This is a genomic window from Nocardioides marmoraquaticus (genome assembly GCF_054777915.1).
On the sequence record NZ_BAAHAA010000019.1, the window covers coordinates 1 to 23227 of the forward strand.

General features: G+C 74.1%; 21 protein-coding genes. 5 read left to right on the forward strand and 16 right to left on the reverse strand.

Features of this window, described 5'->3' with window-relative positions; translation table 11 throughout:
- The 4 genes from ACYU8I_RS13890 to ACYU8I_RS13905 form a co-directional block, all read right to left on the reverse strand.
- Nucleotides 1-1043, reverse strand: a 1043-nt coding sequence (locus ACYU8I_RS13890) for an FAD-binding oxidoreductase (RefSeq protein WP_460841830.1), incomplete at its 3' end; no start/stop codon positions are given.
- Between the two features lies 1 nt (nt 1044).
- Nucleotides 1045-2541, reverse strand: a complete 1497-nt coding sequence (locus tag ACYU8I_RS13895; protein WP_460841833.1) for an FAD-linked oxidase C-terminal domain-containing protein — start codon at nt 2539-2541, stop codon at nt 1045-1047.
- Entirely contained in the window at nt 2541-2969 is a 429-nt protein-coding gene (locus tag ACYU8I_RS13900) for a GlcG/HbpS family heme-binding protein (RefSeq protein WP_460841835.1), read from the reverse strand. The genes ACYU8I_RS13895 and ACYU8I_RS13900 overlap by 1 nt, the downstream gene beginning before the upstream one ends.
- Entirely contained in the window at nt 2966-5158 is a 2193-nt protein-coding gene (locus ACYU8I_RS13905; RefSeq protein WP_460841837.1) for a malate synthase G, read from the reverse strand. The genes ACYU8I_RS13900 and ACYU8I_RS13905 overlap by 4 nt, the downstream gene beginning before the upstream one ends.
- A 106-nt stretch (nt 5159-5264) precedes the next feature.
- Between ACYU8I_RS13905 and ACYU8I_RS13910 the strand changes: the two genes are divergently transcribed.
- Nucleotides 5265-6038: an IclR family transcriptional regulator gene (locus tag ACYU8I_RS13910; RefSeq protein ID WP_460841839.1), complete on the forward strand. Its 774-nt coding sequence runs from the start codon at nt 5265-5267 to the stop codon at nt 6036-6038.
- 10 nt (nt 6039-6048) lie between these two features.
- On the opposite strand, the gene ACYU8I_RS13915 is transcribed toward ACYU8I_RS13910, so the two are convergent.
- The 7 genes from ACYU8I_RS13915 to ACYU8I_RS13945 form a co-directional block, all read right to left on the reverse strand.
- Nucleotides 6049-6615 carry a dihydrofolate reductase family protein gene (locus ACYU8I_RS13915; RefSeq protein WP_460841842.1) on the reverse strand — a complete coding sequence of 189 codons (567 nt, stop codon included), beginning with the start codon at nt 6613-6615 and terminating at the stop codon, nt 6049-6051.
- Between the two features lie 89 nt (nt 6616-6704).
- Complete coding sequence (locus tag ACYU8I_RS13920) at nt 6705-6866, reverse strand: hypothetical protein (RefSeq protein WP_460841845.1); 162 nt, start codon at nt 6864-6866, stop codon at nt 6705-6707.
- A gap of 47 nt (nt 6867-6913) precedes the next feature.
- The gene (locus tag ACYU8I_RS13925) at nt 6914-7717 is read right to left on the reverse strand and encodes a sulfite exporter TauE/SafE family protein (RefSeq protein ID WP_460841847.1); all 804 of its coding nucleotides are present in this window, start codon (nt 7715-7717) and stop codon (nt 6914-6916) included.
- Nucleotides 7718-7749: 32 nt separating this feature from the next.
- Nucleotides 7750-8898, reverse strand: coding sequence for an SPFH domain-containing protein (locus ACYU8I_RS13930; RefSeq protein ID WP_460841849.1), 1149 nt, complete (start codon nt 8896-8898; stop codon nt 7750-7752).
- 112 nt (nt 8899-9010) lie between these two features.
- Nucleotides 9011-9526: an SPFH domain-containing protein gene (locus ACYU8I_RS13935; RefSeq protein WP_460841851.1), complete on the reverse strand. Its 516-nt coding sequence runs from the start codon at nt 9524-9526 to the stop codon at nt 9011-9013.
- 34 nt (nt 9527-9560) lie between these two features.
- Complete coding sequence (locus ACYU8I_RS13940) at nt 9561-10043, reverse strand: NfeD family protein (protein WP_460841853.1); 483 nt, start codon at nt 10041-10043, stop codon at nt 9561-9563.
- Between the two features lie 53 nt (nt 10044-10096).
- On the reverse strand, nt 10097-10879 hold the full coding sequence (locus ACYU8I_RS13945) for an ABC transporter ATP-binding protein (RefSeq protein ID WP_460841855.1): 783 nt from the start codon (nt 10877-10879) through the stop codon (nt 10097-10099).
- A 70-nt stretch (nt 10880-10949) separates the two neighbouring features.
- On the opposite strand from ACYU8I_RS13945, the gene ACYU8I_RS13950 reads away from it, so the two are divergent.
- Complete coding sequence (locus ACYU8I_RS13950; RefSeq protein ID WP_460841857.1) at nt 10950-11672, forward strand: hypothetical protein; 723 nt, start codon at nt 10950-10952, stop codon at nt 11670-11672.
- A gap of 69 nt (nt 11673-11741) precedes the next feature.
- On the opposite strand, the gene ACYU8I_RS13955 is transcribed toward ACYU8I_RS13950, so the two are convergent.
- The gene (locus ACYU8I_RS13955) at nt 11742-13499 is read right to left on the reverse strand and encodes a bifunctional metallophosphatase/5'-nucleotidase (protein ID WP_460841859.1); all 1758 of its coding nucleotides are present in this window, start codon (nt 13497-13499) and stop codon (nt 11742-11744) included.
- Between the two features lie 244 nt (nt 13500-13743).
- On the opposite strand from ACYU8I_RS13955, the gene serB reads away from it, so the two are divergent.
- Nucleotides 13744-14967, forward strand: a complete 1224-nt coding sequence (serB, locus tag ACYU8I_RS13960; protein ID WP_460841860.1) for a phosphoserine phosphatase SerB — start codon at nt 13744-13746, stop codon at nt 14965-14967.
- A 472-nt stretch (nt 14968-15439) separates the two neighbouring features.
- On the opposite strand, the gene ACYU8I_RS13965 is transcribed toward serB, so the two are convergent.
- On the reverse strand, nt 15440-15940 hold the full coding sequence (locus ACYU8I_RS13965; protein ID WP_460841862.1) for a DUF1990 family protein: 501 nt from the start codon (nt 15938-15940) through the stop codon (nt 15440-15442).
- Nucleotides 15937-16455, reverse strand: a complete 519-nt coding sequence (locus tag ACYU8I_RS13970) for a SixA phosphatase family protein (RefSeq protein WP_460841864.1) — start codon at nt 16453-16455, stop codon at nt 15937-15939. The genes ACYU8I_RS13965 and ACYU8I_RS13970 overlap by 4 nt, the downstream gene beginning before the upstream one ends.
- A gap of 77 nt (nt 16456-16532) precedes the next feature.
- Here ACYU8I_RS13970 and ACYU8I_RS13975 point away from each other — a divergent pair, with 77 nt between their 5' ends.
- On the forward strand, nt 16533-17693 hold the full coding sequence (locus ACYU8I_RS13975) for a cyanophycinase (protein ID WP_460841866.1): 1161 nt from the start codon (nt 16533-16535) through the stop codon (nt 17691-17693).
- Complete coding sequence (gene cphA / locus ACYU8I_RS13980) at nt 17690-20524, forward strand: cyanophycin synthetase (RefSeq protein ID WP_460841868.1); 2835 nt, start codon at nt 17690-17692, stop codon at nt 20522-20524. Before ACYU8I_RS13975 ends, cphA begins: the two co-directional genes overlap by 4 nt.
- Before the next feature lie 70 nt (nt 20525-20594).
- Here the strand turns inward: cphA and ACYU8I_RS13985 are convergent, their stop codons facing one another.
- Both ACYU8I_RS13985 and ACYU8I_RS13990 read right to left on the reverse strand, forming a co-directional pair.
- Entirely contained in the window at nt 20595-21479 is an 885-nt protein-coding gene (locus tag ACYU8I_RS13985) for an NYN domain-containing protein (RefSeq protein ID WP_460841871.1), read from the reverse strand.
- Nucleotides 21476-23215 carry a Mur ligase family protein gene (locus ACYU8I_RS13990; RefSeq protein WP_460841874.1) on the reverse strand — a complete coding sequence of 580 codons (1740 nt, stop codon included), beginning with the start codon at nt 23213-23215 and terminating at the stop codon, nt 21476-21478. The genes ACYU8I_RS13985 and ACYU8I_RS13990 overlap by 4 nt, the downstream gene beginning before the upstream one ends.
- Nucleotides 23216-23227 lie beyond the last annotated feature (12 nt).

A 23227-nucleotide genomic window follows, 5' to 3' on the forward strand; every position in this document is an offset into this window, starting at 1 on the left:
GCGGCGTCGGGCGGGGCGGTGCCGGCGGGCAGGGCGGCGTACAGCGCGCCCGCGCCGGCGGAGCCGCGCACGTGGGCGCCGACCCGCTCGGCCTCGGCGAGCACCTCGCCGACGCCGGAGAGCACGCAGGTGAGCTTGAGAGCGGTCTCGCCCGCCCCCTCGGTCCAGGGGTACGTCGACCCCTCGGCCGGGGGCCCGTCGAGGTCGGCGGCCCCGCGTCCGAGCAGCTCGCGGAGCTCCGCGGCACGGCCCTCGACGCCGTCGGGCCGGCCCTCGAGGAGCACGGAGACCCGCTTGGTGTCGCGCGACCACTCGACCTCGACGGCCGCGGGCACCACCTGGCTGTGCACGGCGGCCTGCGCGGCGGTCTGGGCCGCGGTGGCGTCGGGCACCTCGACCCCGACCCACCGCGAGGCGGCGGGCAGGGGGTGGAGCCGGAAGGTGGCGTCGACGACGACGGCGAGGGTGCCGTAGGACCCGACGACGAGCTTGCCGAGGTCGTAGCCGGCGACGTTCTTGACGACGCGACCGCCGGCCTTGGCGACGACGCCGTCGGCGCGCACGACGGTGATCCCGATCAGCAGGTCGCGTGGGGTGCCGGCGAGCACGCGACGGGGCCCGCTGGCGTTGGTGGCCAGGGCGCCGCCGATGGTGCCGCCCCTCACGGTCTCGTCGAGGCACAGCCGCTGGTCGCCCTTCGCGACGACCTCCTGCACGCCGGCCAGCGTCGCGCCGGCCTGGGCGGCGACGATGAGGTCGCCCGCCGCGTGGTCGAGCACCTGGTCGAGCGCCGACAGGTCGAGCAGCACGTCGCAGCGCTCGGGCGCCCGGCCCCACGACAGCTTGGTGCCCCGGCCCCGGGCGACGACCGCGAGATCGTGGGCCTGGCAGGCCCGCATGACCTCGGCGACCTGGCCCACGTCGGTCGGTCCGGCCACGATCGCGGGTCGGACGCCGTCGACGCCCACGGCGTCGTCGGCGAGCTCACCGACCCGCTCGCAGGCCGAAACGAGCGCGGCCCGGGCGCTGTCGTCGACGCCCATCTCAGAACACCTCCGCCACGCCGGCGTCCTGCAGCGGATGCGCGCCCTTGTGGCGCCCGGGGATCTCGCCGCACAGCCGCGGGGTCGGGAAGAGCTTGCCCGGGTTGGAGATGCCGTGCGGGTCGAAGGCGCACCGCACCAGCTGCATGGTGTCGAGGTCGTCGTCGGAGTACATCCGCGGCATGTACTTGGACTTGTCGGTGCCGACGCCGTGCTCACCGGTGATCGAGCCGCCGTGCTTGATGCACAGGTCGAGGATCGCGCCGCTGACCTGCTCGGCGGCGTCGCCCGCACCCTCGACGCTGTCGTCGAACAGCACCAGCGGGTGCAGGTTGCCGTCGCCGGCGTGGAAGACGTTGGCGACCCGGACCCCCGAGCTGCGGGAGAGCTCGGCGATCTCGCCGAGCACCTCCCCGAGCGCCGTGCGGGGGATGACGCCGTCCTGGACGATGTAGTCGGGGCTGATGCGGCCGACCGCTGCGAAGGCCGACTTGCGGCCCTTCCAGATCAGCGCGCGGTCGGTCGGGTCGGTGGCGAGCCGCTGCTCGAAGGAGCCGTGCTCGCCGCACAGCCGCTCGACGTCGTCGAACTCCGCCTCGACGTCGTGCACCGAGCCGTCGAGCTCGATGACGAGCACCGCGCCGGCGCCCTCGGGGTAGCCGCAGGCCGTGGCCGCCTCGGCGGCCTCGATGGCGAGCTCGTCCATCATCTCGATGGCCGCGGGCACGATGCCGGTCGCGATGATGGCCGACGTCGCCGCGCCCGCCTGGTCGGTGCTGGGGAAGCCGACCAGCAGCGTGCGCACCTCCTGGGGCAGCCGGGTCAGCTTGACCGTGACGGAGGTGACGACGCCGAGGGTGCCCTCGGAACCGATGACGGCGCCGAGCAGGTCGTAGCCCGGTGCGTCGGGCGCGTCGGTCCCGAGCCGGACGTGCTCGCCGTCGGGGGCGACGAAGTCGGCCGCGAGCACGTGGTGGGCGGTGAAGCCGTACTTCAGGCAGTGCGCGCCGCCGGAGTTCTCGGCGACGTTGCCGCCGATCGAGCAGATCTGCTGGCTCGAGGGGTCGGGGGCGAAGTAGTAGCCCTCGGGGGTCGCGGCCCGGGTCACGTCGAGGTTGATCACCCCGGGCTCGACGACGGCGCGCTGGTCGGCGCGGCGTACCTCGGTGATGGCCCGCATCCGCGACGTCACCACCAGCACGCCCTCGGCGTGCGGCAACGCCCCGCCCGAGAGCCCGGTGCCGGAGCCGCGGGCGACGTACGGCACCCGGTGCTCGGCGCAGGCACGCACGACGGCGGCGAGCTGGTCGGCGTCCTCGGGGATGACGACCAGCGCCGGGGTGACCCGGTGGTGGGCCAGGCCGTCGCACTCGTAGGTGCGCAGCCGGGTGCGGTCGCTGATGACGCCCTCGTCGGGGACGACGCGGCGCACCGCCTCGGTCACCGCCCGGATGCCGGCGGTGTCCTGGGAGGGCGCGGCGGGAGCGGTGGTGGCCATCAGTCGACCTGCGCCGTGAGACCGGCGGCCTCGACGCCGGCCGCGGCCGCGGCCTCGTCGTTGTCGGAGGTGTCGCCGCTGATGCCGACGGCGCCGAGCAGGTCGCCGGACGCATCGCGCACCAGCACCCCGCCGGGCACCGGCACCAGCGAGCCGCCGACCGCCTGGGCGGCGGCGAGCACGAAGTAGGCCTGCTGCTCGGCGCGGCCCATGATCGAGCGCGAGCCCATGCCGAGCGCCAGGGCCCCGTGGGCCTTGCCGCGGGCGACGTCGAAGCGACCGATCGACGAGCCGTCCTCGCGCTCGACGGCGAGGACGTGACCGCCGGGGTCGAGGACCACGACGGTCAGCGGCTTGAACCCCGCCTCGGCACCGTGGGCGCGGGCCGCCGCGACGATGGAACGGGCGGTCTCCAGGTCCAGGCTCATGCCTGCGCCTCCTTCTGGTCGCGTGCCTTCTTCTCCGCCCGGCGACGGTGCAGGATCGGCTCGGTGTAGCCCGAGGGCTGCGCGAGCCCCTCGAAGACGAGGTCGTGGGCCGCCTGGAAGGCCTCGCCGTCGAAGCCCGGGGCCATGGCGACGTACGACGCGTCGCCGCTGTTCTGCTCGTCGACGACCTCGGCCATGCGGCGCAGCGTCTGCTCGACCTGGTCGGCCCCGACCACGCCGTGGTGCAGCCAGTTGGCGACGTGCTGCGCGCTGATCCGGCAGGTCGCCCGGTCCTCCATCAGCGCCTCGCCGGTGATGTCGGGCACCTTGGAGCAGCCGACGCCCGCGTCGACCCACCGCACGACGTAGCCGAGCAGGCTCTGCAGGTTGTTGTCGATCTCCTGCTGGCGGTCGTCGTCGGACCACTCGGCCGCGTCGCCGAGCGGCAGCACGAGCAGCTGCTCGCGGTCGCGGCGCCGACCCCCGCGGGCCAGCTCCTCCTGGCGGGCGCGCACGTCGACCTGGTGGTAGTGCAGCGCGTGGATCGTGGCCGCGGTCGGCGACGGCACCCAGGCGCATGTGGCGCCGGCCTGCGGGTGGCCGCTCTTCTGCTCGTACATGTCGGCGAGGCTGTCGGGCGCGGGCCACATGCCCTTGCCGATCTGGGCCCGGCCCAGCAGGCCGCACTCGAGGCCGATGTCGACGTTGAGGTCCTCGTAGGCCGCGATCCAGTCGGTCTGCTTCATGGCGCCCTTGCGCACGACCGGCCCAGCCTGCATGGAGGTGTGGATGTCGTCGCCGGTGCGGTCGAGGAAGCCGGTGTTGATGAAGACCACGCGGTCGGCCGCCTCGGCGATGCAGGCCTTGAGGTTGAGCGACGTACGCCGCTCCTCGTCCATGATCCCCATCTTGATCGTGCGCGCGGGCAGGCCCAGCAGCTCCTCGACGCGGGTGAACAGCTCGACGGCGAGCGCCACCTCGGCCGGGCCGTGCATCTTGGGCTTGACCACGTAGACGGCGCCGGTGCGCGAGTTGGGGCGCGAGGTGCGGCCCTGCACGTCGGCGAGGCTGCCGAGGCCGGTCATCACCGCGTCGAGCAGGCCCTCGGGCACCTCACGGCCCTCGGCGTCGAGGACCGCGTCGGTGGTCATGAGGTGGCCGACCTGGCGGATGAACAGCAGCGAGCGCCCGCGCAGCGTGACCGTGCTGCCGTCGGGAGCGGTGCACTCGCGGTCGTCGTGCATCTCGCGGGTGAAGGTCTGCTCCCCCTTGGTGACCTGCTCCGACAGCGAGCCGTCCATGAGGTGCAACCAGTTGCGGTAGCCCAGCACCTTGTCGTCGGCGTCGACGGCCGCGACGGAGTCCTCGAGGTCCATGATCGTCGAGACGGCCGACTCGACCAGGAGGTCCTTGACCCCGGCGGCGTCGGTCGAGCCGATCGCGTCGTCGGCGTCGACCTGGATCTCGACGTGCAGCCCGTGGTGGACCAGCACGACGGCCTCGGGTGCCGAGCGGTCGCCGCGGAAGCCGACGAGCTGGCCCGCGTCGGCCAGCCGGGCGGTGCCGTCGGCGAGGGTCACCGCGAGCCCCTCGTCGTCGACGGCGTACGACGTGGCGTCGGCGTGGGACCCGTCGGCGAGCGGGAAGTGCTCGTCGAGCAGCGCCCGCCCCCGCTTGATGACCTCGTCGCCGCGAGTGCGGTTGTAGGAGTCGCCGGGCGCGAGGTCGCCGTCGGTGGGCACCACGTCGGAGCCGTAGAGCGCGTCGTACAACGAGCCCCAGCGCGCGTTGACGGCGTTGGTGGCGAACCGCGCGTTGAGCAGCGGCACGACCAGCTGCGGGCCGGGCACGGCCGCGACCTCGTCGTCGACCCCGTCGGTGGTGACCTGCACGTGCTCGGGCTCGTCGAGCAGGTAGCCGAGCTCGCGCAGGAACGCCTGGTAGGTCTCGGGGTCGGGCTGGCCCGGGTGCTCGCGGTGCCAGTCGTCGAGCACGGCCTGGATGCGGTCGCGCTCACCCAGCAGATCGCGGGTGCGCGGCGCGAGGTCGGCCACGATCGCCGCGAGGCCGCTCCAGAACGCCTCCGGGTCGAGGCCGCTGCCGGGCAGCGCCTCCTCCTCGACGAAGCGGTGCAGCGGTGCGGCGACCTGCAGTCCTGCGGTCTCGACGGTCGCATCGGGTCCAGGCATGTCGCTCCTTGCGCGGGATTCCGCATCGTGGAAACATCGGACGTAACAGTGGAAAACTACCGTGACGACGTCGCGGTGTGTCAACCGTCACCCCGAGGAGTGGCCAGTGCCCAGCGACGACGCTTCCGACTCGCCCCGGTCCGGAGGCGTGCGTTCGCTGCACCGCGCGCTCGACCTGCTCGAGCTCCTCGCGGCGCGCGGGGGCACGGCGGGGGTGGCCGACCTGGCCTCCGAGACCGGGCTCGCGCTGCCGACGGTGCACCGGTTGCTGCGCACGCTCCTCGAGCGCGGCTACGTGCGGCAGCTGCGCGACCGGCGCTACGCCCTCGGGCTGGCCCTCGTGCCGCTCGGCAGCGTCTCGGGCGCCGTGGTCGGGGTGGGTCCCGCGGCGGAGTCGACCCTGCGTGGGCTCGTCGACGCGCTCGGCGAGAGCGCCAACCTCGCCGTCCTCGACGGCGACGAGGTGGCCTACGTGGCCCAGGTGCCCGGTCGCCACGCGATGCGCATGTTCACCGAGGTCGGGCGCCGGGTCGCCCCGCACTGCACCGCGGTCGGCAAGGCGCTGCTGGCGCGGCTGCCCGAGCAGCAGGTGGCGGAGCTGGTGGGTCGCACCGGGCTGGCGGCCCGCACCGCCCACAGCCTCACCACGCTCCCGACCCTCCTGGCCGAGCTCGAGGCCGTGCGCGAGCGCGGCTACGCGCTCGACGAGGAGGAGCAGGAGGTCGGCGTGCGGTGCGTGGCCGTCGCCGTGCCCGGCACCCCGCTCCCCCTCGGCCTGTCGGTGTCCGGGCCCGCGCCGCGGGTCACCGACGAGCTGGTCGACCGCGCCGTGCCGCTGCTGGGCGACGCGGCGCGGTCGTTGGCGGCGTCGTTGCGCTGACGTCGCCGCCTCAGTCGCGCAGCGCGTCGTACACCTGCAGCGTGACGCCGTTGTCGTACGCCGCGTGCTCGGCGAGGGCGAAGCGGTGCTTCGCCGTGCCCTCGGTGTCGAAGAGCCGACGGCCCGCGCCGAGCACGACCGGGAAGACCAGCAGGTGGAGCCGGTCGACCAGCCCCGCGGCCAGCAGGCCCTGCGCCAGCGTCGCGCTGCCGTGCACGGCGATGTCGCCGTCGATGCTGCCGGACTCCTTGAGGCCCGCCACCTCGTCGAGCGACCCGAGCACGGTGGTGTTCTCCCACTCGGGGTCGCGCAGCGTGCTGGAGACGACGTACTTGGGCATCGCGTTGTAGGTCGCGAACTCCTCCATCGTCGGCCACACCGGCGCGAACTCGTCGTAGCTGCGGCGGCCGAGCAGCAGCGCACCGGTGGTCTCCATCTCGCGACCCTTGATCTCGTACGCCGCCTCGTCGAACGCGACGTCCTTGAACGTCCAGCCGGCGTACGGGTGGTCCCCGCCGCCAGGCGCCTCCATGACGCCGTCGAGGGAGACGAACGTGGTGAGGACGAGACGGGTCATGACGGGCCTCCTGGGCTCGGGGATGTCGAACGGGCCGTGCGGGGGTTCGACCACCCGTCGGGCCGGGACTCATCGCCGGGTGGCGACGCTCAGGCTCCCACCTCGTCGTCACCGGTCGGACGGTCGGCCTCGGCGCGCTTGTCGGGCTCGCCCTCCCGCTCGGGATCGGGTTCGGTGCGGGCCGGGGTGACGGGGTCGTGCTCGGGTTCGGGTGCCTGCTCGGGTCGGCTGCTGCTCTCGTCGCTGCTCATGCCGCACCACTACCCCGGGTGGGTGCCGGCCAGCCCCGGGCGGTTGCTCAGCCGCCCCACACGAACGCCACCACGGCGACCACGCCGACCGCGACGATGACGCCGCGGAGCACGACCGGGGGCAGTCGGCGACCCACGGTGGCGCCGACCTGGCCGCCGACCACCGAGCCGAGGGCGATGAGGCCGGCGTAGCGCCAGTCGACGCTCCCGACGGCGTCCTCGAGGCCCGGCACCGGCACGAGCGACAGCACGATGAAGATCACCGCAGCGATCCCGTTGACGAGGCCGGCGAGCACGTTCTTGGTGGCGTTGTGCCGCTGCATGGTGTCGGCGACCCCGATGCCGAGGACCGCCATCAGCAGCACGCCCTGCGCGGCGCCGAAGTAGCCGCCGTACACGCCGGCGAGCGCGACGCAGGGCCAGACCCACCACGCCCCCGTCTCGCGCAGACCGCCGCGGGCCTCGGCCCGGGCCGCCACGCGGCGCTGGATGCGCGGGCCGGTCACGACCAGCACGCAGCCGAGCACGATCAGCACGGGGACCACGGCGTCGAAGGCCGCGGAGGGCAGCACCAGGAGCAGCAGCGCCCCGCCGACGCCGCCGATGAGCGAGGCGGTGCCGAGCACGAGCACCCGTCGCCGCTGGCCGCGCAGCTCCTTGCGGTAGCCGATCGCCCCCGACACCGAGCCGGGCACCAGACCGATGGTGTTGGAGACGTTGGCGGTCACCGGTGGCACGCCGAACGCCAGCAGGGTCGGGAACGTGATGAGCGTGCCCGACCCGACCACGGTGTTGATGGTGCCCGCCGCCACTCCGGCGAGGGTCACGAGCAGTGCCTCCCAGACCTCCACGGGCGCCTACTGTGCCCGAGGCGTCGCGGGCCTCACCCGGTGGGCTGGTCGCCCGGCTGCTCGCTCGGGACGTCGGCCGGGGCGTCGACCGCCGAGGCGGGCGGCACCGCAGCGCTGGTCGTCGACGTGCCGCTGGAGCCCGGCTCGGCCTCCTCGGCCGCGGCCAGGGCCTCCTGCACCGCGTCGGAGGCCTTCGACCCACCGGTGGCCGGCAGCTCGACGTCACTGGAGCCCATGTCGACCCGCGTGCGCGGGCCGTCGGTCTTGAGCGGGATGCCCGCGACCTGGTGGATCGAGGAGCCGAGTCCCTCGAGCGCCTTGGTGATCTCGGACGGCACGACCCACACCTTGTTGGCGGAGCCCTCGGCGATCTTGGGCATCATCTGGAGGTACTGGTAGGCCAGCAGCGACTGGTCGGGCTGCCCGTCGTGGATGGCCTGGAAGACCGTCTGGATGGCCTGGCCCTCACCCTGGGCACGCAGGATCGCGGCCTCGCGGTCGGCCTGGGCGCGCAGGATCTGCGACTCGCGGTCGCCCTCCGCCGACAGGATCGCCGCCTGCTTCTGGCCCTCGGCCGACAAGATGGCCGACTGCCGCGAGCCCTCGGCGGTGAGGATGGCGGCGCGCTTGTCGCGGTCGGCGCGCATCTGCTTCTCCATCGAGTCCTTGATCGACGGCGGCGGGTCGATCGCCTTGATCTCGACCCGGTTGACCTTGATGCCCCAGCGACCGGTGGCCTCGTCGAGCACCTGCGACAGCTCGCGGTTGATGCGGTCGCGGGAGGTCAGCGTCTCCTCGAGGTCCATGCCACCGACGATGTTGCGGGTGGTGGTGATGGTGAGCTGCTCGACGCCCTTGATGTAGTCGACGATCTCGTAGGTCGCCGACACGGGGTTGGTCACGGTGAAGTAGATGACGGTGTCGATGTCGACGCCGAGGTTGTCCTCGGTGATGACCTGCACCGGCGGGAACGACACGACCTGCTCGCGCAGGTCGATCTTGTAGCGCACCTTGTCGACGAACGGGACGATCAGGTTGGGCCCCTCGGTGAGGGTGCGCTGGTACTTGCCCAGGCGCTCCACGATCCCGACCCGCGACTGCGGCACGATCTGCACGGACTTGAAGAGCAGCAGCGCGGCGAAGACCGCCAGCACCAGCAGCACGATGGTCAGACCCGTCACGTCAGCCAACCCCCTCGGCTCTCGCGGTGGCAGGAGCCACCGCTGTGTGCACCGACCCTACCGACGGCCCCCGACACCGCCGCGGTACGACGCGGGGGCGGCGGCCCCGGGGTCAGGTGCCGCCCGCTCGGGCGAGTGCCACGACGTCGGCGGCCCTCACCTCGACACCCCACCGCCTTGGCTTGGCTATCAGCTCGCCGCGCAGCAGGTGGCCGAGGCGGCCTCGCGAGGCCAGGGCCTCCTCGCTCTCCCACGAGCCGACCACGTCGCGGGCCGCCAGCGTCGCGAGCCGCTCCAGGCCGAGGCGCACGTCGAGCACCTCGTGCGTGGCCAGCACCGGGTCGGTGACGGTGAAGCACACGTCGAGGTCGAGGTGGAGCAGCACGTCGTCGCCGGCGACGATCGGCACGGACCGCAGCGGCAGGGTCTGCTCGCGCAGGTCGACGGTGCGCGGCACGAGGTCGAGGAACGGGACGACGAGGTGGGTGCCCTCCGGCAGCGTCCGTCGGTGGCGGCCGCGCCGCTCCACCAGCCCGACGTGGCCCGCCGGGACCCGCACGACCGCCTTCGCCAGGGCGACCGCCACGGCCACGACTCCGACGGTGACGGCGGTCAGCAGCTCGACCACGTGCGCTCCCCCGGATGTGTGCGGCCGGGGCCGGTCAGGCCTCGAGCGTGTGCGTGCGCAGCACGAAGGCGGTGGCACCCTCGATCATCACGACGTCGACGCGAGCACCGACCTCGATGGAGTCGTCCTCGTCGTAGGAGCGCGCCGACCACTCCTGGCCGTCGACCTTCACCCGGCCCGGCCCGGCGCCCTCGATGGCCACGACGACGGTGCCGCGCTGGCCGATGAGGTTCTGGTGGCCGGTGCGCAGCGTCGGGGCGGTGTGGATGCGCTTGACGACGCTGGGCCGCACGAGGGCCATCAGCGCCACCGAGGTGATCGTGAAGAGCCCCAGCTGCAGCAGGAAGGGCGCGTTGAGCCCCGCGGCCACGGCGCCACCCAGGGCACCCCCGGCCAGCATCACCAGCCACAGGTCGGTGCCGATCATCTCGAGGCCGCCGAGCACGGCGGCCAGGGCGACCCAGCCGGCCCAGGCGTTGTCGCCCAGCCAGTCGGTGAGGTCCTGCCACCACTCCATGGCGCGACCCTAGCCGTCCGCACCACGGCGACGGGCCGTGTCGGGGACCTCGCTCAGGCGCGCCGCGCCGACCAGCGCCCGGCCTCGGAGCGGACCGCCAGCGGCAGCCCGAAGGCGTCGGAGAGCACGGCGTCGGTCATGACCTCGTCGAGCAGGCCCGCGGCCACGACCCGACCGCCGCGCAGGACGAGGCCGTGGGTGAAGCCGGGCGGGATCTCCTCGACGTGGTGCGAGACCAGCACGGTGGCGGGGCTGTCGGGGTCCTGGGCGAGCGCCGACAGGGTCTGCACGAGGTCCTCGCGGCCACCGAGGTCGAGGCCGGCCGCCGGCTCGTCGAGCAACAGCAGCTCGGGGTCGGTCATCAGGGCGCGGGCGATCTGCACCCGCTTGCGCTCGCCCTCGCTCAGGGTGCCGAACGTGCGCCGGGCGAGCGCGCCCGCGCCGACCTCGGCGAGCAGCTCGGCGGCCCGGGCGTGGTCGAGGTCGTCGTAGGCCTCGCGCCAGCGCCCCACCACGCCGTACGACGCGGACACGACGACGTCGCTGACGACCTCGTGCGGGGGGATCCGCTCGGCCACCGCGGCCGAGGTCCAGCCGATCCGGGGGCGCAGCTCGAACACGTCGACGGTGCCGACGACCTCGCCGAGCAGGCCGACGACGCCCGAGGTCGGGTGGACCTGCGCCGAGACGAGCTGCATCAGGGTGGTCTTGCCGGCGCCGTTGGGGCCGAGCACGACCCAGCGCTCGTCCTCCTCGACGCTCCAGTCGACGCCGTCGAGCAGCAGCGACTCCCCGCGTCGCACGGTGACCCCGGCCAGCTCCACGACGGCGCTCATGCGGCCCAACCTAACCGGCGCACCGGCCCCGGAGGGGGTCGGGGCCCACCCCGTCCTAGGCTGCTGCGACGTGAGCGCCCTGCCCCTGTCCGCGACCCTCGCGCTGTGGCTCGACGCCGTGCGCGCGGGCCTCGTCGGGCCCGACGAGCTCGCCGACGCGGTGCGCGGCGACGACCCCCGTCACCTGGTGGTGGGTGCCCGCGTCGCGGCGGGGTCGCCCGGGGCCGACACCGACGTGCTGGAGCTCGTCGCGCTGCCCCTGACCCTGGCCGGGCCGCTGTCGCTGGCGCTGCCCGCACCCGGCGACCCCGTCGGGCTCGGCGGGCCCGCGGCCACCAGCCGCGCCGCCCTCGAGGCGGGCGAGGCCGTCGTCTGCGGCGGCGTGGCCCTGGTGCCGGAGGACGACGCCCGCACCGTCGTGTGGCGCGCGCTGCCCGCGGGCCGGGCGCCGTACGTCGACGAGCGTGAGACCGCCCGCGCGCTCCGGCTCGCCCTGACCGAGGTGACCACGAGGCTGGTCGAGCTCGACGTCGCCTCGTGGGGCCCCGAGGTGCCCGACCTGCTGATGAACCTGCGCCACCGCGCCCCGCTGCGGCTGCCGCCGGGCATCGACGACCGGCGCCGCGAGACCCTCGAGCGGGCGGTGCTGTGCCTCGAGATCGTCCACCTCGCGAGCGGCGACGACGGTGGCTCCGTCACCGCCCTCGAGGCCAACGCCCGTCGCACCGCCCTCGGCCACCTTGACCGCGCCGCCCGCCACGCCCTCGTCGGCGCCTGCACCGGTCGGTCCTGAGGCTCCTCGACGACCGACGGGCCCCCACCGCGGCACGGTGGGGGCCCGTCGTACGAGCGGCTGCTGGGGTCAGGGCAGCACGGTGATGCGGTTGGTCGGCGCCGGCGCCACGGCGGGCGAGGCGTCGGCCAGGTAGTCGATGAACGCGTCGAGGTCGACCTCGCCACCGGTCGTGCTGGTGCCGGCGGTCAGCGTCGTGAAGCCGTCACCGCCGGCCGAGAGGAAGTTGTTGATGGTCACCCGGTAGGACGCGGCGGGGTCGACGGCGGTGCCGGCGATCTGGATGCCCGACACCTTGGACCCGACCGGTGCGGTCGTCGAGTAGCTGTAGGTCAGCGTCGACGACGGCTGGAGCACCCGGTTGACCTCGAACTGCTGCTCGAGCACGGCCTTGAGCTGGGCGCCCGTGAGGGTCACGGTCTGCAGGACGTTGCCGAAGGGCTGCACCGAGAAGGCCTCGCCGTAGGTGACGACGCCGTCGCCCTCGCCGGCCGGCGAGCCGGCGTACTGGAGGTCGGCGCGCACGCCGCCGGGGTTCATCAGGGCGACCTGCGCCCCGGCCCCCTGCGTGGCCGCGAGCTGGGCGTCGGCGATGACATTGCCGAGGGGCGTCTCCCCCGACGGGGCCGGGGTGCGGGTGATGTCGGCGGTGACGTCGCCGACCGGACGGTTCGCCAGCGGGGCGGCGAGCTCCTTGGCCTGGTCGATGATGCGGGTGACGGCGGCGTCGGGAGTGACGGTCCGGGTCACGACCTCGTTCGTGGCGCGGGTGGCGGAGCGCACCACGTCCTTGGTGCGGCGGTCGATGCGCAGGTCGACGACCGACAGCAGGCGGCCGAAGGACAGGCCCTGGATCATCGGGCGCTTGCGACCCGCCGGGTCGGTGACGACGCAGTTGTAGCCCTGGTGCGAGTGCGCGGTCATGAAGGCGTCCACGCGTGACGTCGACCTCGTGGCGATCGCCGTGGCGGGGCCGCCGGCCTTGAGGCTGCACGCGTTGGGCCCGGTGCTGGCGTCGGCCACGTCGTCACCCTGGTGCACGAGCACGACCTGCGCCTTGACGCCCTGGCGCTGCAGCGCCGCCGAGGTGCGGTTGACGGCGGCGACCTCGTCGCCGAACTCGAGGCCGCGGATGCCCTCGCGCGCGACGACGTCGGGCAGGCCCCGCAGCGTGACGCCGATGATGCCGACGCGCATGCCGCCCGAGCGCACCACCCGCGAGGGCAGCAGGGCCGCCCGGCCGCTGGACTTGGTGACGTTGGCGCCGAGGATCGGGAAGTCGGTGCCGTCGTAGTAGGAGTTGAAGTCGCACCCGTCCACCGGGTGGCACCCCCCGTTCTGGATCCGCTGCAGCTCGGCGTAGCCCTCGTCGAGCTCGTGGTTGCCCAGCGCCATCGCCTGCACGCCGATCCGGTTGAGCACCTCGACGGTGGGCTCGTCGTGGAACAGCGCCGAGACCACGGGCGACGCGCCGATGGCGTCGCCCGCCGAGACCACCACGGAGTTCCTCGCCGCCGAGCGCAGCCGCTTCACGTGCGTGGCGAGGTACGCCGCCCCGCCGGCGTCGACGGTGGTGGCCGGGGTCCCCGGCACCGTCACGCGGCCCGACGACCCGCTCGGCGGCTCGAGGTTGCCGTGCAGGTCGTTGAAGCCGATCAGGCGCACCGGCACGGTGCCCCGGGTGGCCGGCTTCTTCTTCGGCTTCTTCTTCGCGGCCGGCTGGGCCTTCTGGCTGGCGACGCGGTCGCCCGACGGGGCCGCCTGGGCCGGAGCGGCGTACGCCGTGAGGGTGCTGGCGAGCAGGCCTGCGGAGAGACCGGCGGCCACGAGGGACCGTGCTGAGGGCCGTGCTGAGGGCATGAGGCATCGCTTCCCGGGAGTTCGACAGGTAGGCCGTCGGCACGCCGGCCCCGCGGACGGGCGGACCACGACGGCCCGACGTTGCCACGTCGCGACGGCGGGACAAAGGCCTCGGAGGTCACGTTCCGGTGAACGTGGGGCGAGCGGGACCTCCGTCACACCTGCGTCGCACCCGGGCCACGGGCCGGCGCGGGTGGCCTAGGGTCGTGCCGTGCCGGAGCCCAGCGCGACCCCCGCCCGCACCCTGCTCATCACCCTGACGGGACGCGACCGGCCCGGGGTGACCTCGCTGCTCTTCGACACCCTGGCGGGCTTCTCGGTCGAGGTGCTCGACATCGAGCAGATCGTGCTGCGGCGCCGGCTCGTGCTCGGCGTGCTCGTCAGCGCACCCCGCAGCACCGCCCGGCTGCGCGCGGCCGTGGAGGACGTCGCGGCCCGGCTCGACATGACCCTGGAGCTCGAGGAGGGCTCGGGCGACAACCGGCCGCGGCCCGACGGCCGCAGCCACGTCACCGTGCTCGGCACGCCGCTGCAGCCCGCGGCCGTCGCCGCGATCGCCGGACGGATCGCCGACTCCGGGGCCAACATCGACCGGATCGTGCGGATGGCGCGCTACCCCGTCACCGCCGTCGAGCTGCACGTCTCGGGCGCCGACCCCGACGGCGTCCGTGAGGTGCTCGCGCGCGAGGCGGCCGTGCAGGGCGTCGACGTGGCCGTCCAGCCCGCCGGCCTGCTCCGCCACGGCATCCGGCTCATCGTCATGGACGTCGACTCCACCCTGGTGCAGGGCGAGGTCATCGAGATGCTCGCCGCGCACGCCGGCTGCGAGGCCGAGGTGGCCGAGGTGACCGAGCGGGCGATGCGCGGTGAGCTCGACTTCGCCGAGAGCCTGCGCTCCCGGGTGGCGCTGCTCGAGGGCCTCGACGCCGCGGTGCTCGACGAGGTGTACGCCGACCTCGTGCTCACCCCCGGTGCGCGCACCACGGTGCGCACCCTCAAGCGGCTCGGCTACCGCTTCGCCATCGTCAGCGGCGGCTTCAGCCAGCTCACCGACCGGCTCGCCGCCGACCTCGGCATCGACTACGCCCTGGCCAACGAGCTCGAGGTCGTCGACGGCCGGCTCACCGGCCGCGTCGTGGGCGAGATCGTCGACCGGCAGGGCAAGGCGACCGCGCTGCGTCGCTTCGCCGAGGCCGCCGGCGTCCCCGTGGCCGCCACCATCGCCATCGGCGACGGGGCCAACGACCTCGACATGCTGGCGGCAGCCGGCCTCGGCATCGCCTTCAACGCCAAGCCCGTGGTGCGCGAGCAGGCGCAGACCTCGGTCAACGTGCCGTACATGGACGCCGTGCTCTACCTGCTCGGCATCAGCCGCGAGGAGGTCGAGGCCGCCGACGCCGAGGCCGGCTTCACCACCCCTGCTCCCCCGGTCTGAGGTCGTCGGGGATCTCGTCGGCGCGGCCGTTCGTTCGTTCTCCGTAGGATCGGCACCGCCGCAGAGCCCGACCGGGATCCGAGTCCGCAAGCGAACGGCGACGGGGCGACCTCGACGGCCCCGGGAGGGTCCCACGTCCGAGAAGCCCGTCCGACGAGTCACTGGACCACGGAGTCTGACGCTGAGCGCGGCAAGCTTGGCTCAGTGTCAAGGTCACTGGTTCACCAGTGACTCTGACGACGGCTCCGCTCAGCAACCCCTCCCGCGCCGAGGGATGGTCCGTGGACACACTGAGCAACGAAGTCTGACGCTGAGCGCGGCAAGCTTTCGTGGCTCAGTGTCAAAGTCACTGGTGAACCAGTGACTTCGCCGGTGTGGATGTCGACCGTCGCACGAACTGACGCGAAGCCAGACCAGGCCGGCGGCGCCGCGGGACGGTGCGGGCCGACACCCGGCTGGGCCGCCCGACGGGTCAGGCGGTCTGGGCAAGGTGCCGCTCCAGCGCCGCGAGGTAGCGCCCCGCCATGACCCGCTGGGCGAGCCGCCCGGCCGGGCCGGCCAGGCGCAGGAGTTGACCGGCAGGTCGGGAGAAGGCCCGGACCTCGCCGTACGTCGCCCCGTCGACCCGCTCGACGAGGAAGAGCTCCTCGCCCGACTCGGGGTGGCCCGGGAGGGTGCCGTAGGCGAAGCCCCGCCGGTCGGGCTCGTCGAGCACGTAGACCACCTGCGTCGGCACCGTGATCGCGAGCCGTCCGACGCCCAGGCGCATCACCACGTCGGTGCCGGGCGCTGGCTCGACGTCGGGGACTCGCAGCCCGGTGGCCCGCTGCATCCCGAGGCCGAGCACGAAGTGGGCGGCGTCGTCGAGCCGGTCGGCGTCGCTGACCCGTCGTCGCACCCGCAGGGCGTGGTGGCCGTCGGGCAGGTCGCTCCAGCCGCGGGTCGCCCCGACGCCCGGGTAGGTCAGGCTCACGCGTCGTACGACGTGAGCGTGGCGCCGCCGGCGTCGAGGTCGGCCCACGCGCCGGGCAGGGCGTAGACGGCGACCCCGCTCGTGGGCAGCCCCTCGCTCAGCCGTGCGAAGGCGTCGGGCGCGGCCGAGCCGTCGTCGAGCAGCAGCGCGAGCGAGGCGGCGGTCGGGTTGTGGCCGACGTAGACGGCCGTGCCGACCGACTCCGGCAGCGCCCGGACGAGGTCGAGCACGGCGTCGGGCGAGGCGCCGTACAGGGCGTCCTCGTGGCGGGCCTCGACCTCGCCGTCGAGTCCCGCGGCGACCAGCTCCCAGGTCTCGCGGGTGCGCACGGCGCTCGAGACCAGGGCCAGGTCAGGTGTGCCGACGTGCTCGGCGAGCCAGCCGCCGCGGGCCTCGGCGTCGGCCCGACCCCGGTCGGTCAGGTGGCGGGCGGCGTCGTCGAGGGCGAAGGTCTCGGCCTTCGCGTGGCGCAGCACCACGAGCTGGTGCGCGGCGGGCGTGGGCGTCGTGCTCATCGGTCCCACTCTGCCACTCCGGGCTCACGCCCGCCCGCGGATCGGGCGGGCCGCCCGGCCGCTCTAGGCTGCCTCCCATGCCTGCACCCGGTGGACCCGCGCCCACGGCCGGAGCAGGCCCGCTGCTCGTCATCGGCGGCGCCGAGGACAAGCTCGGCCGCCGACGCGTGCTCGCCGAGTTCGTCCGCCGCGCGGGCGGGGAGCACGCCCGCATCGCGGTGGTGCCGACGGCCAGCTCGCTGGGCCCCGAGATCGTCGAGGTGTACGCCGCCGTCTTCACCAAGCTGGGCGCCGAGGCGGTGTGGGGCGTGCGTCCGGAGGACCGGGCGCAGGCCGCCGACCCCGAGGTCGTCGGTGCGCTCGACGACGCCACCGGCGTCTTCATGACCGGCGGCAACCAGCTCAAGCTGTCGACGGTGGTCGCCGGCACGCCCTTCGGCCAGGCCCTGCACGACGCCCACGCCCGGGGCGCGGCCGTCGGCGGCACCTCAGCCGGGGCCAGCATCCAGTCGTCGCACATGGTCGCCTTCGGCCCCGGCGGCGCCACCCCCAAGCAGCGGATGACCCAGGTCGCGGCCGGGCTCGGGCTGCTCACCGAGTGCGTCGTCGACCAGCACTTCGCCCAGCGCAACCGCTACGGCCGCCTGCTGATGATCGTGTCGCAGAGCCCGCAGCTGCTGGGGATCGGCGTCGACGAGGACACCGCCCTGGTGGTCACCACCGGGTCCGACGGCCACGAGGTCGGCGAGGTCGTCGGCCGGGGCGCCGTCACCGTGCTCGACGGCCGTCGCATGGTGACCGACGCCCACGCCACCAAGGAGCACCGCCCGGTGCTCGCCTCCGGCGTGGTGCTGCACTCGCTGCCCGAGGGCGCGCGCTTCGACCTCACCGACCGGGTGCTGCTGCCCTCGCCCACCGAGGTCGACCCGCGCGAGGCCGACGAGCTCGCCCTGGCCAACCGCGACCTGGCCCGGATGGCGCGCGACATCGCCGCCGACGACGTCTCCCCCACCACGCTGCGACGCCGCCGGGCTCGACGGCGCACGCCGGCGGCCGACGTGACCGAGCCCGACGTGACCGAGCCCGACCCGACCGAGCCCGAGGTGACCGAGCCCGACCTGATCGAGCCCGACCCGACCGAGCCCGACCCGACCGAGCCCGACCCGACCGAGCCCGACCTGATGGAACGCGGCCTGACCAGCACCGACCCGACCGACCCCGGAGGAGCGACCCGATGACCGACGACGCCCACAGCCCGGCCGGCACGAGCCCGTCGGACGCGACGACGTACCGCGCCGGCGGCCGTCCGACGGCCGACCTGCAGATCGCCGAGACCCGGGTCTACCGCGGCCCCAACGTCTGGTCCTACGAGAAGGCGATCCACCTCGTCGTCGACCTCGGCGTGCTCGAGGACCACCCCACCAACACCCTGCCGGGCTTCACCGAGCACCTGCTCGAGGCGCTCCCGGGCCTGCGCGAGCACTCGTGCTCGCGCGGTCGTCGGGGCGGGTTCGTCGAGCGGCTGCACGAGGGCACCTGGCTCGGTCACGTCGCCGAGCACTGCGCCCTGGCGCTGCAGCAGGTCGTCGGCCACGACATCCGGCGCGGCAAGACCCGGCAGGTGAAGGGCCAGCGCGGCCGCTACAACGTCATCTACGGGTACGTCGACGAGTCCGTCGGCCTGGCGGCGGGCCGGCTGGCCTGCCGCCTGGTCAACCACCTCGTGGAGGCCGAGCCCGAGTTCGACTTCCCGGAGGAGCTCGACCGCTTCATCGTGCGGGCGCAGCGCGCGGCGTTCGGCCCGTCGACCCAGGCGATCCTCGACGAGGCGGTCTCGCGCGACATCCCCTGGATCCGGCTCAACCAGCACTCGCTGGTGCAGCTCGGGCAGGGCGTCCACGCCCAGCGCATCCGCGCCACCATGACCTCGGAGACGAGCTCGATCGCCGTCGACGTCGCGAGCGACAAGGACCTCACCACCCGGCTGCTGGCGGCCGCCGGCCTGCCGGTGCCCAAGCAGGACTCCGTGCGCTCCGCCGACCAGGCGGTCACGGTGGCCGAGCGGATCGGCTACCCCGTGGTGGTCAAGCCGCTCGACGGCAACCACGGTCGAGGCGTGTGCCTGGACCTGCAGGACGCCGAGGCGGTGCGCGAGGCGTTCCCGGTCGCGCAGGAGCAGTCGCGCCGGGGCTGGGTGATCGTCGAGTCGTTCGTGACCGGGAAGGACTACCGCTGCCTGATCATCGACGGCCGGATGGCCGCGATCGCCGAGCGGGTGCCCGCGTCGGTCACCGGTGACGGCACCAGCACCGTGCGCGACCTGGTCGACCTGACCAACGCCGACCCGCGGCGCGGCGTCGGGCACGAGAAGGTGCTGACCCGCATCAAGGTCGACGCGGCCGCTGAGGAGGTGCTCGCCGGGCAGGGTCACAGCCTCGACTCGGTGCCCGCCGAGGGCGAGATGGTCAAGCTGGCGCTGACCGGCAACATGAGCACGGGCGGCATCTCGATCGACCGCACCTTCGAGGCCCACCCGGAGAACGTCGAGATCGCCGAGGAGGCGGCCCGCATGATCGGGCTCGACATCGCCGGCATCGACTTCATCTGCCCCGACATCACCGAGCCGGTGCGCGAGACCGGGGGCGCGATCTGCGAGGTCAACGCCGCGCCCGGGTTCCGGATGCACACCCACCCCACCATCGGCGAGCCGCAGTTCATCGCCAAGCCGGTCGTCGACATGCTGTTCCCGCCGGGAGCCCCGAGCCGGATCCCGGTCGTCGCCGTCACCGGCACCAACGGCAAGACCACGACCAGCCGCATGATCAGCCACGTCTTCAAGGGCATGGGCCGCAAGGTCGGCATGACCTCGACCGACGGCGTCGTCATCGACGAGCGGCTGCTGATCCGCTCCGACGCCTCCGGGCCGCGCAGCGCCCGGATGGTGCTGCAGAACCCCCGGGTCGACTTCGCCGTCTTCGAGGTCGCCCGCGGCGGCATCCTGCGCGAGGGCCTCGGCTACGAGCGCAACGACGTCGCGGTCGTGCTCAACGTGCAGCCCGACCACCTCGGCCTGCGCGGCATCGACACCGTCGAGCAGCTCGCCGACGTCAAGGCCGTGGTCGTCGAGGCCGTGCCCCGCGACGGCCACGCCGTGCTCAACGCCGACGACCCGCTGGTGCGCGAGATGCGCCGCCGGTGCTCGGGCCAGGTGGTGTGGTTCTCGATGGCCGAGCCGGGCTCCGAGGTGCGCGAGATGATCGACGCCCACTGCCGCCGCGGCGGCAAGGCGCTGGTGCTGCAGCCGACCGAGCGCGGCGAGATGATCGTGGTGCGCCACGGCTCGCGCGACATGCAGCTGGCCTTCACCCACCTGCTGCCGGCGACTTTCAACGGCCGCGCCCGCATGAACGTCCAGAACGTGCTCGCCGCCGCGGCGGCCGCCTTCGCCGCCGGTGCGCCGCTGCACGACATCCGGCAGGGCCTCCGCACCTTCTCGACCAGCTACTACCTCTCCCCCGGCCGCCTCAACGAGGTCGAGGTGGCGGGCGTCAACGTCATCGTCGACTACTGCCACAACGCCCCCGGCATGCGCATGCTCGGCGACTTCGTCGACCGGGTCGGCGAGTCGCTCGACACCGGCGGTCTGGGCAAGCCGTCGCGCATCGGCGTCATCGCCACCGCGGGCGACCGCCGCGACGAGGACATGCGCGAGCTCGGCGAGGTCGCCGCCCAGCACTTCGACGTCGTCGTGGTGCGGGAGGACGAGGCCCTGCGGGGACGCCAGCGCGGTGAGACCTCGACCCTCGTCGCCGAGGGCGTCCGGCGCGCGGTCGACGCGGGCACCGCCCGCTGCAAGCAGCTCGAGGTGGTGCTCGACGAGCTCGAGGCCGTCCGCCACGCCATGGCCCGCGCCAACCGGGGCGACCTGCTGGTCGTGTGCGTCGACAAGCACCCGGCCGTCATGGCCGAGCTCGAGACCTTCTCCGACCACGCCCAGGCCGGAGCGGCGTACGGCGACGACGCCGACGACCGGCCCGCCGCCGACCCCGACTGGACGCCCCCAGCCTGACCGGTCCGCGACCAGTGGCGGTCGGTGACGGTCGGTGACGGTCGGTGGCGGTCAGGGGCGCCACGCGCCGTCAGCCGTCGCGGCGGGTCCGGCGGCCCTTGAGCCGCACCCAGAGCTGGCCCTGCCCGCCCTCGGCGGTGACGGTGCGCGTCTCGACGAAGTGCTGCGCACGCACCAGGTCGCTGAGCTTGCTGAAGCCGAAGGTGCGGGAGTCGAAGGACGGGTCGGTACGGCGCAGCAGGTCACCGACGGTCGACAGCGTGGCCCAGTGGTCGTCGTCGGTGTCGACCCGGTTGAGCGCCTTGGTCAGCATTGACTGCAGCAGGGCCTCGGGCGCTCTGCCCGGCGCGCCCTCCCCGTCGTCGACCGCCACGTCCGAGACGTCGTCCGAGCTCTCTTCCGAGCTGTCGTCCGCTGCCTCCTCTACGGGAGCCGGCACCACCTCGACGGCGGGTCCGGCCGGGCGACCGCGCTCACGGCGAGCCCGAGACGGCGGCGCGTCGACGGGCTCCGGCTCGGTGCTGTCGGCGAGGTTCTCGAGGAAGACGAACTGGTCGCAGGCGTCGCGGAAGGCCTTGGGGGTCTTCCGGGCGCCGAGCCCGTAGACGGTCATGGCCGACTCACGCAGCCGGGTGGCGAGGCGGGTGAAGTCACTGTCGCTGGAGACGATGACGAAGCCGTCGAGGTTGCCGGCGTACAGCAGGTCCATCGCGTCGATGATGAGCGCGGAGTCGCTGGAGTTCTTGCCCTGGGTGTAGGCGAACTGCTGCATCGGCGAGACCGCGTGGTCGAGCAGGCGCTGCTTCCAGCCGCCGAGCTGGCCGGTCGTCCAGTCGCCGTAGGCACGCTTGACCGTCAGGGTGCCGTAGCCCGCGAGCTCGGCGAAGAGGTCGGCGGCGTGCCGGTGGGAGACGTTGTCGGCGTCGATCAGCACGGCGAGCCGGGGGTCGCTCACGAAGGCTCCTCGCTCGGGTGGGCCGCCCGTACCTTGGCGAGCAGGTCGTCGGGGCCGTCTGCCGTCGCGCCCCGCTCGGCCAGCCAGTCGTAGACCTCCTGGCGCTCCGCGTGGCACATCAGGCCGACGACGTCGCCGGGGCGGGCCTGGTCGACCAGGGCGACGAGCGCCTCCAGCTCGGTCGGGTGGCTGTCGATGCTCGTCACGCCCACGCGGGCGGCGCCCGTGCGGAGGAGCCCGTCGACCTCGTCCAGGGTGCGGGTGCGCAGGTACTTCTGCTTGTGGCCGATCGCCACGACGTCGGCGCCGCGCGCGCCCACCTCGCCGAGGCCCTCGATGAGGTCGTCCTGGCGGTCGCCGACCGCGCCCAGCGCGAGCATCAGCCGCGCACCCGGCGCGCGCAGGCCGGTCATGATCTCGAGCATCGCCTCGAGCCCGACCTCGTTGTGGGCCAGGTCGACGACCACGGTCGCGCCGCCCAGCGAGAAGCAGTTCATCCGGCCCGGGTTGTGCTCGGCGTCGGGCAGGAAGGTGCGCATCCCCGCGACGACGTACTCGCGGTCGACCCGCGCGGCGAGCGCCGCCGACGCGGCCGCGAGGGCGTTCTCGACGTTGGGGCGCGACAGGCCGGCCAGCGTCATCGGCACCTCGTCGACCGGCAGCAGCGGGTCGGTGCCGTCGGCGTCGAGCACCGTGACCCAGCCGTCGATGACGGTCGTGGCCCGGCCGCCGTGCGCGAGCACCTCGCGCAGCGCCGGCGAGTCGGGGTCGCGGGAGAACGCCCAGGCCCGGCCCGTGGTCGTCAGCCGCATCGCGTGCACCCGCGGGTCGTCGGCGTTGAGCACCGCCCACCCGGTGCGCTTGGTGGTGCGCGGCACCACGCCCTTGACCTCGGCGAGCTGGTCGAGCGTGTCGATGCCGTGCAGCCCGAGGTGGTCGGCGCTGACGTTGGTGACGACCGAGACGTCGACGGCCGCCACCCCCATGCCCTTGAGCAGGATGCCACCGCGAGCGGTCTCGACCACGGCGAAGTCGACCTGGCGGTGGGCCAGCACCCGACCCGCGCCCGACGGGCCGGAGTAGTCGCCGGGCTCGACGAGGACGCCGTCGACGTAGACCCCGTCGGTGCTCGACCAGCCCACGTGGTGCCCGGCGGTGCGGGCGAGGTGGGCGACCATCCGCGACGTCGTCGTCTTGCCGTTGGTGCCGGTGACCGCGACGACCGGCACCCGAGGGCGCAGCGTCGTCGGCCCGGGGCCCCGCTCGACCGCGCGCAGCGCGCGTCCGGCAGCCGCCACCAGGGTCTCGACCGGCTCGGCACCGGCCTCGCGAGCGAGGGCGTCGAGCACCTCGACGACGCCGCGCCCGAGCGCGACGGCACGGTTGCGGTCGCGCCAGGGGTACGCCGCCACGAGCTGGTCGGCGCTGAGCCCCGGCCGCACCCGGACACCGAGCCGGGTCGTCCCGCCGGCGGCCGCGACCTGCCGCAGCAGCGCCGTCACGACCCGCACCAGGGCACGCTGGCGGAAGCCGGTGGCCGGCGGCCCGGGTCGCAGCGTGCGCAGGCCGAGCTCCGCGGCCACGGCGCGCACGCGAGTCTCGGGCGCCGCCGCGAGGTCACCCACGTCGAGGGTGAGCTTCACCGCCGCGCGCGGGAAGTAGAGGTTGGGCCCCTCCAGCACCCGCAGCTCGACGAGCGCCGTGCTGGCGGGGTCGGAGGGCGTGAGGACCGTCACCGTGAGGTCGCC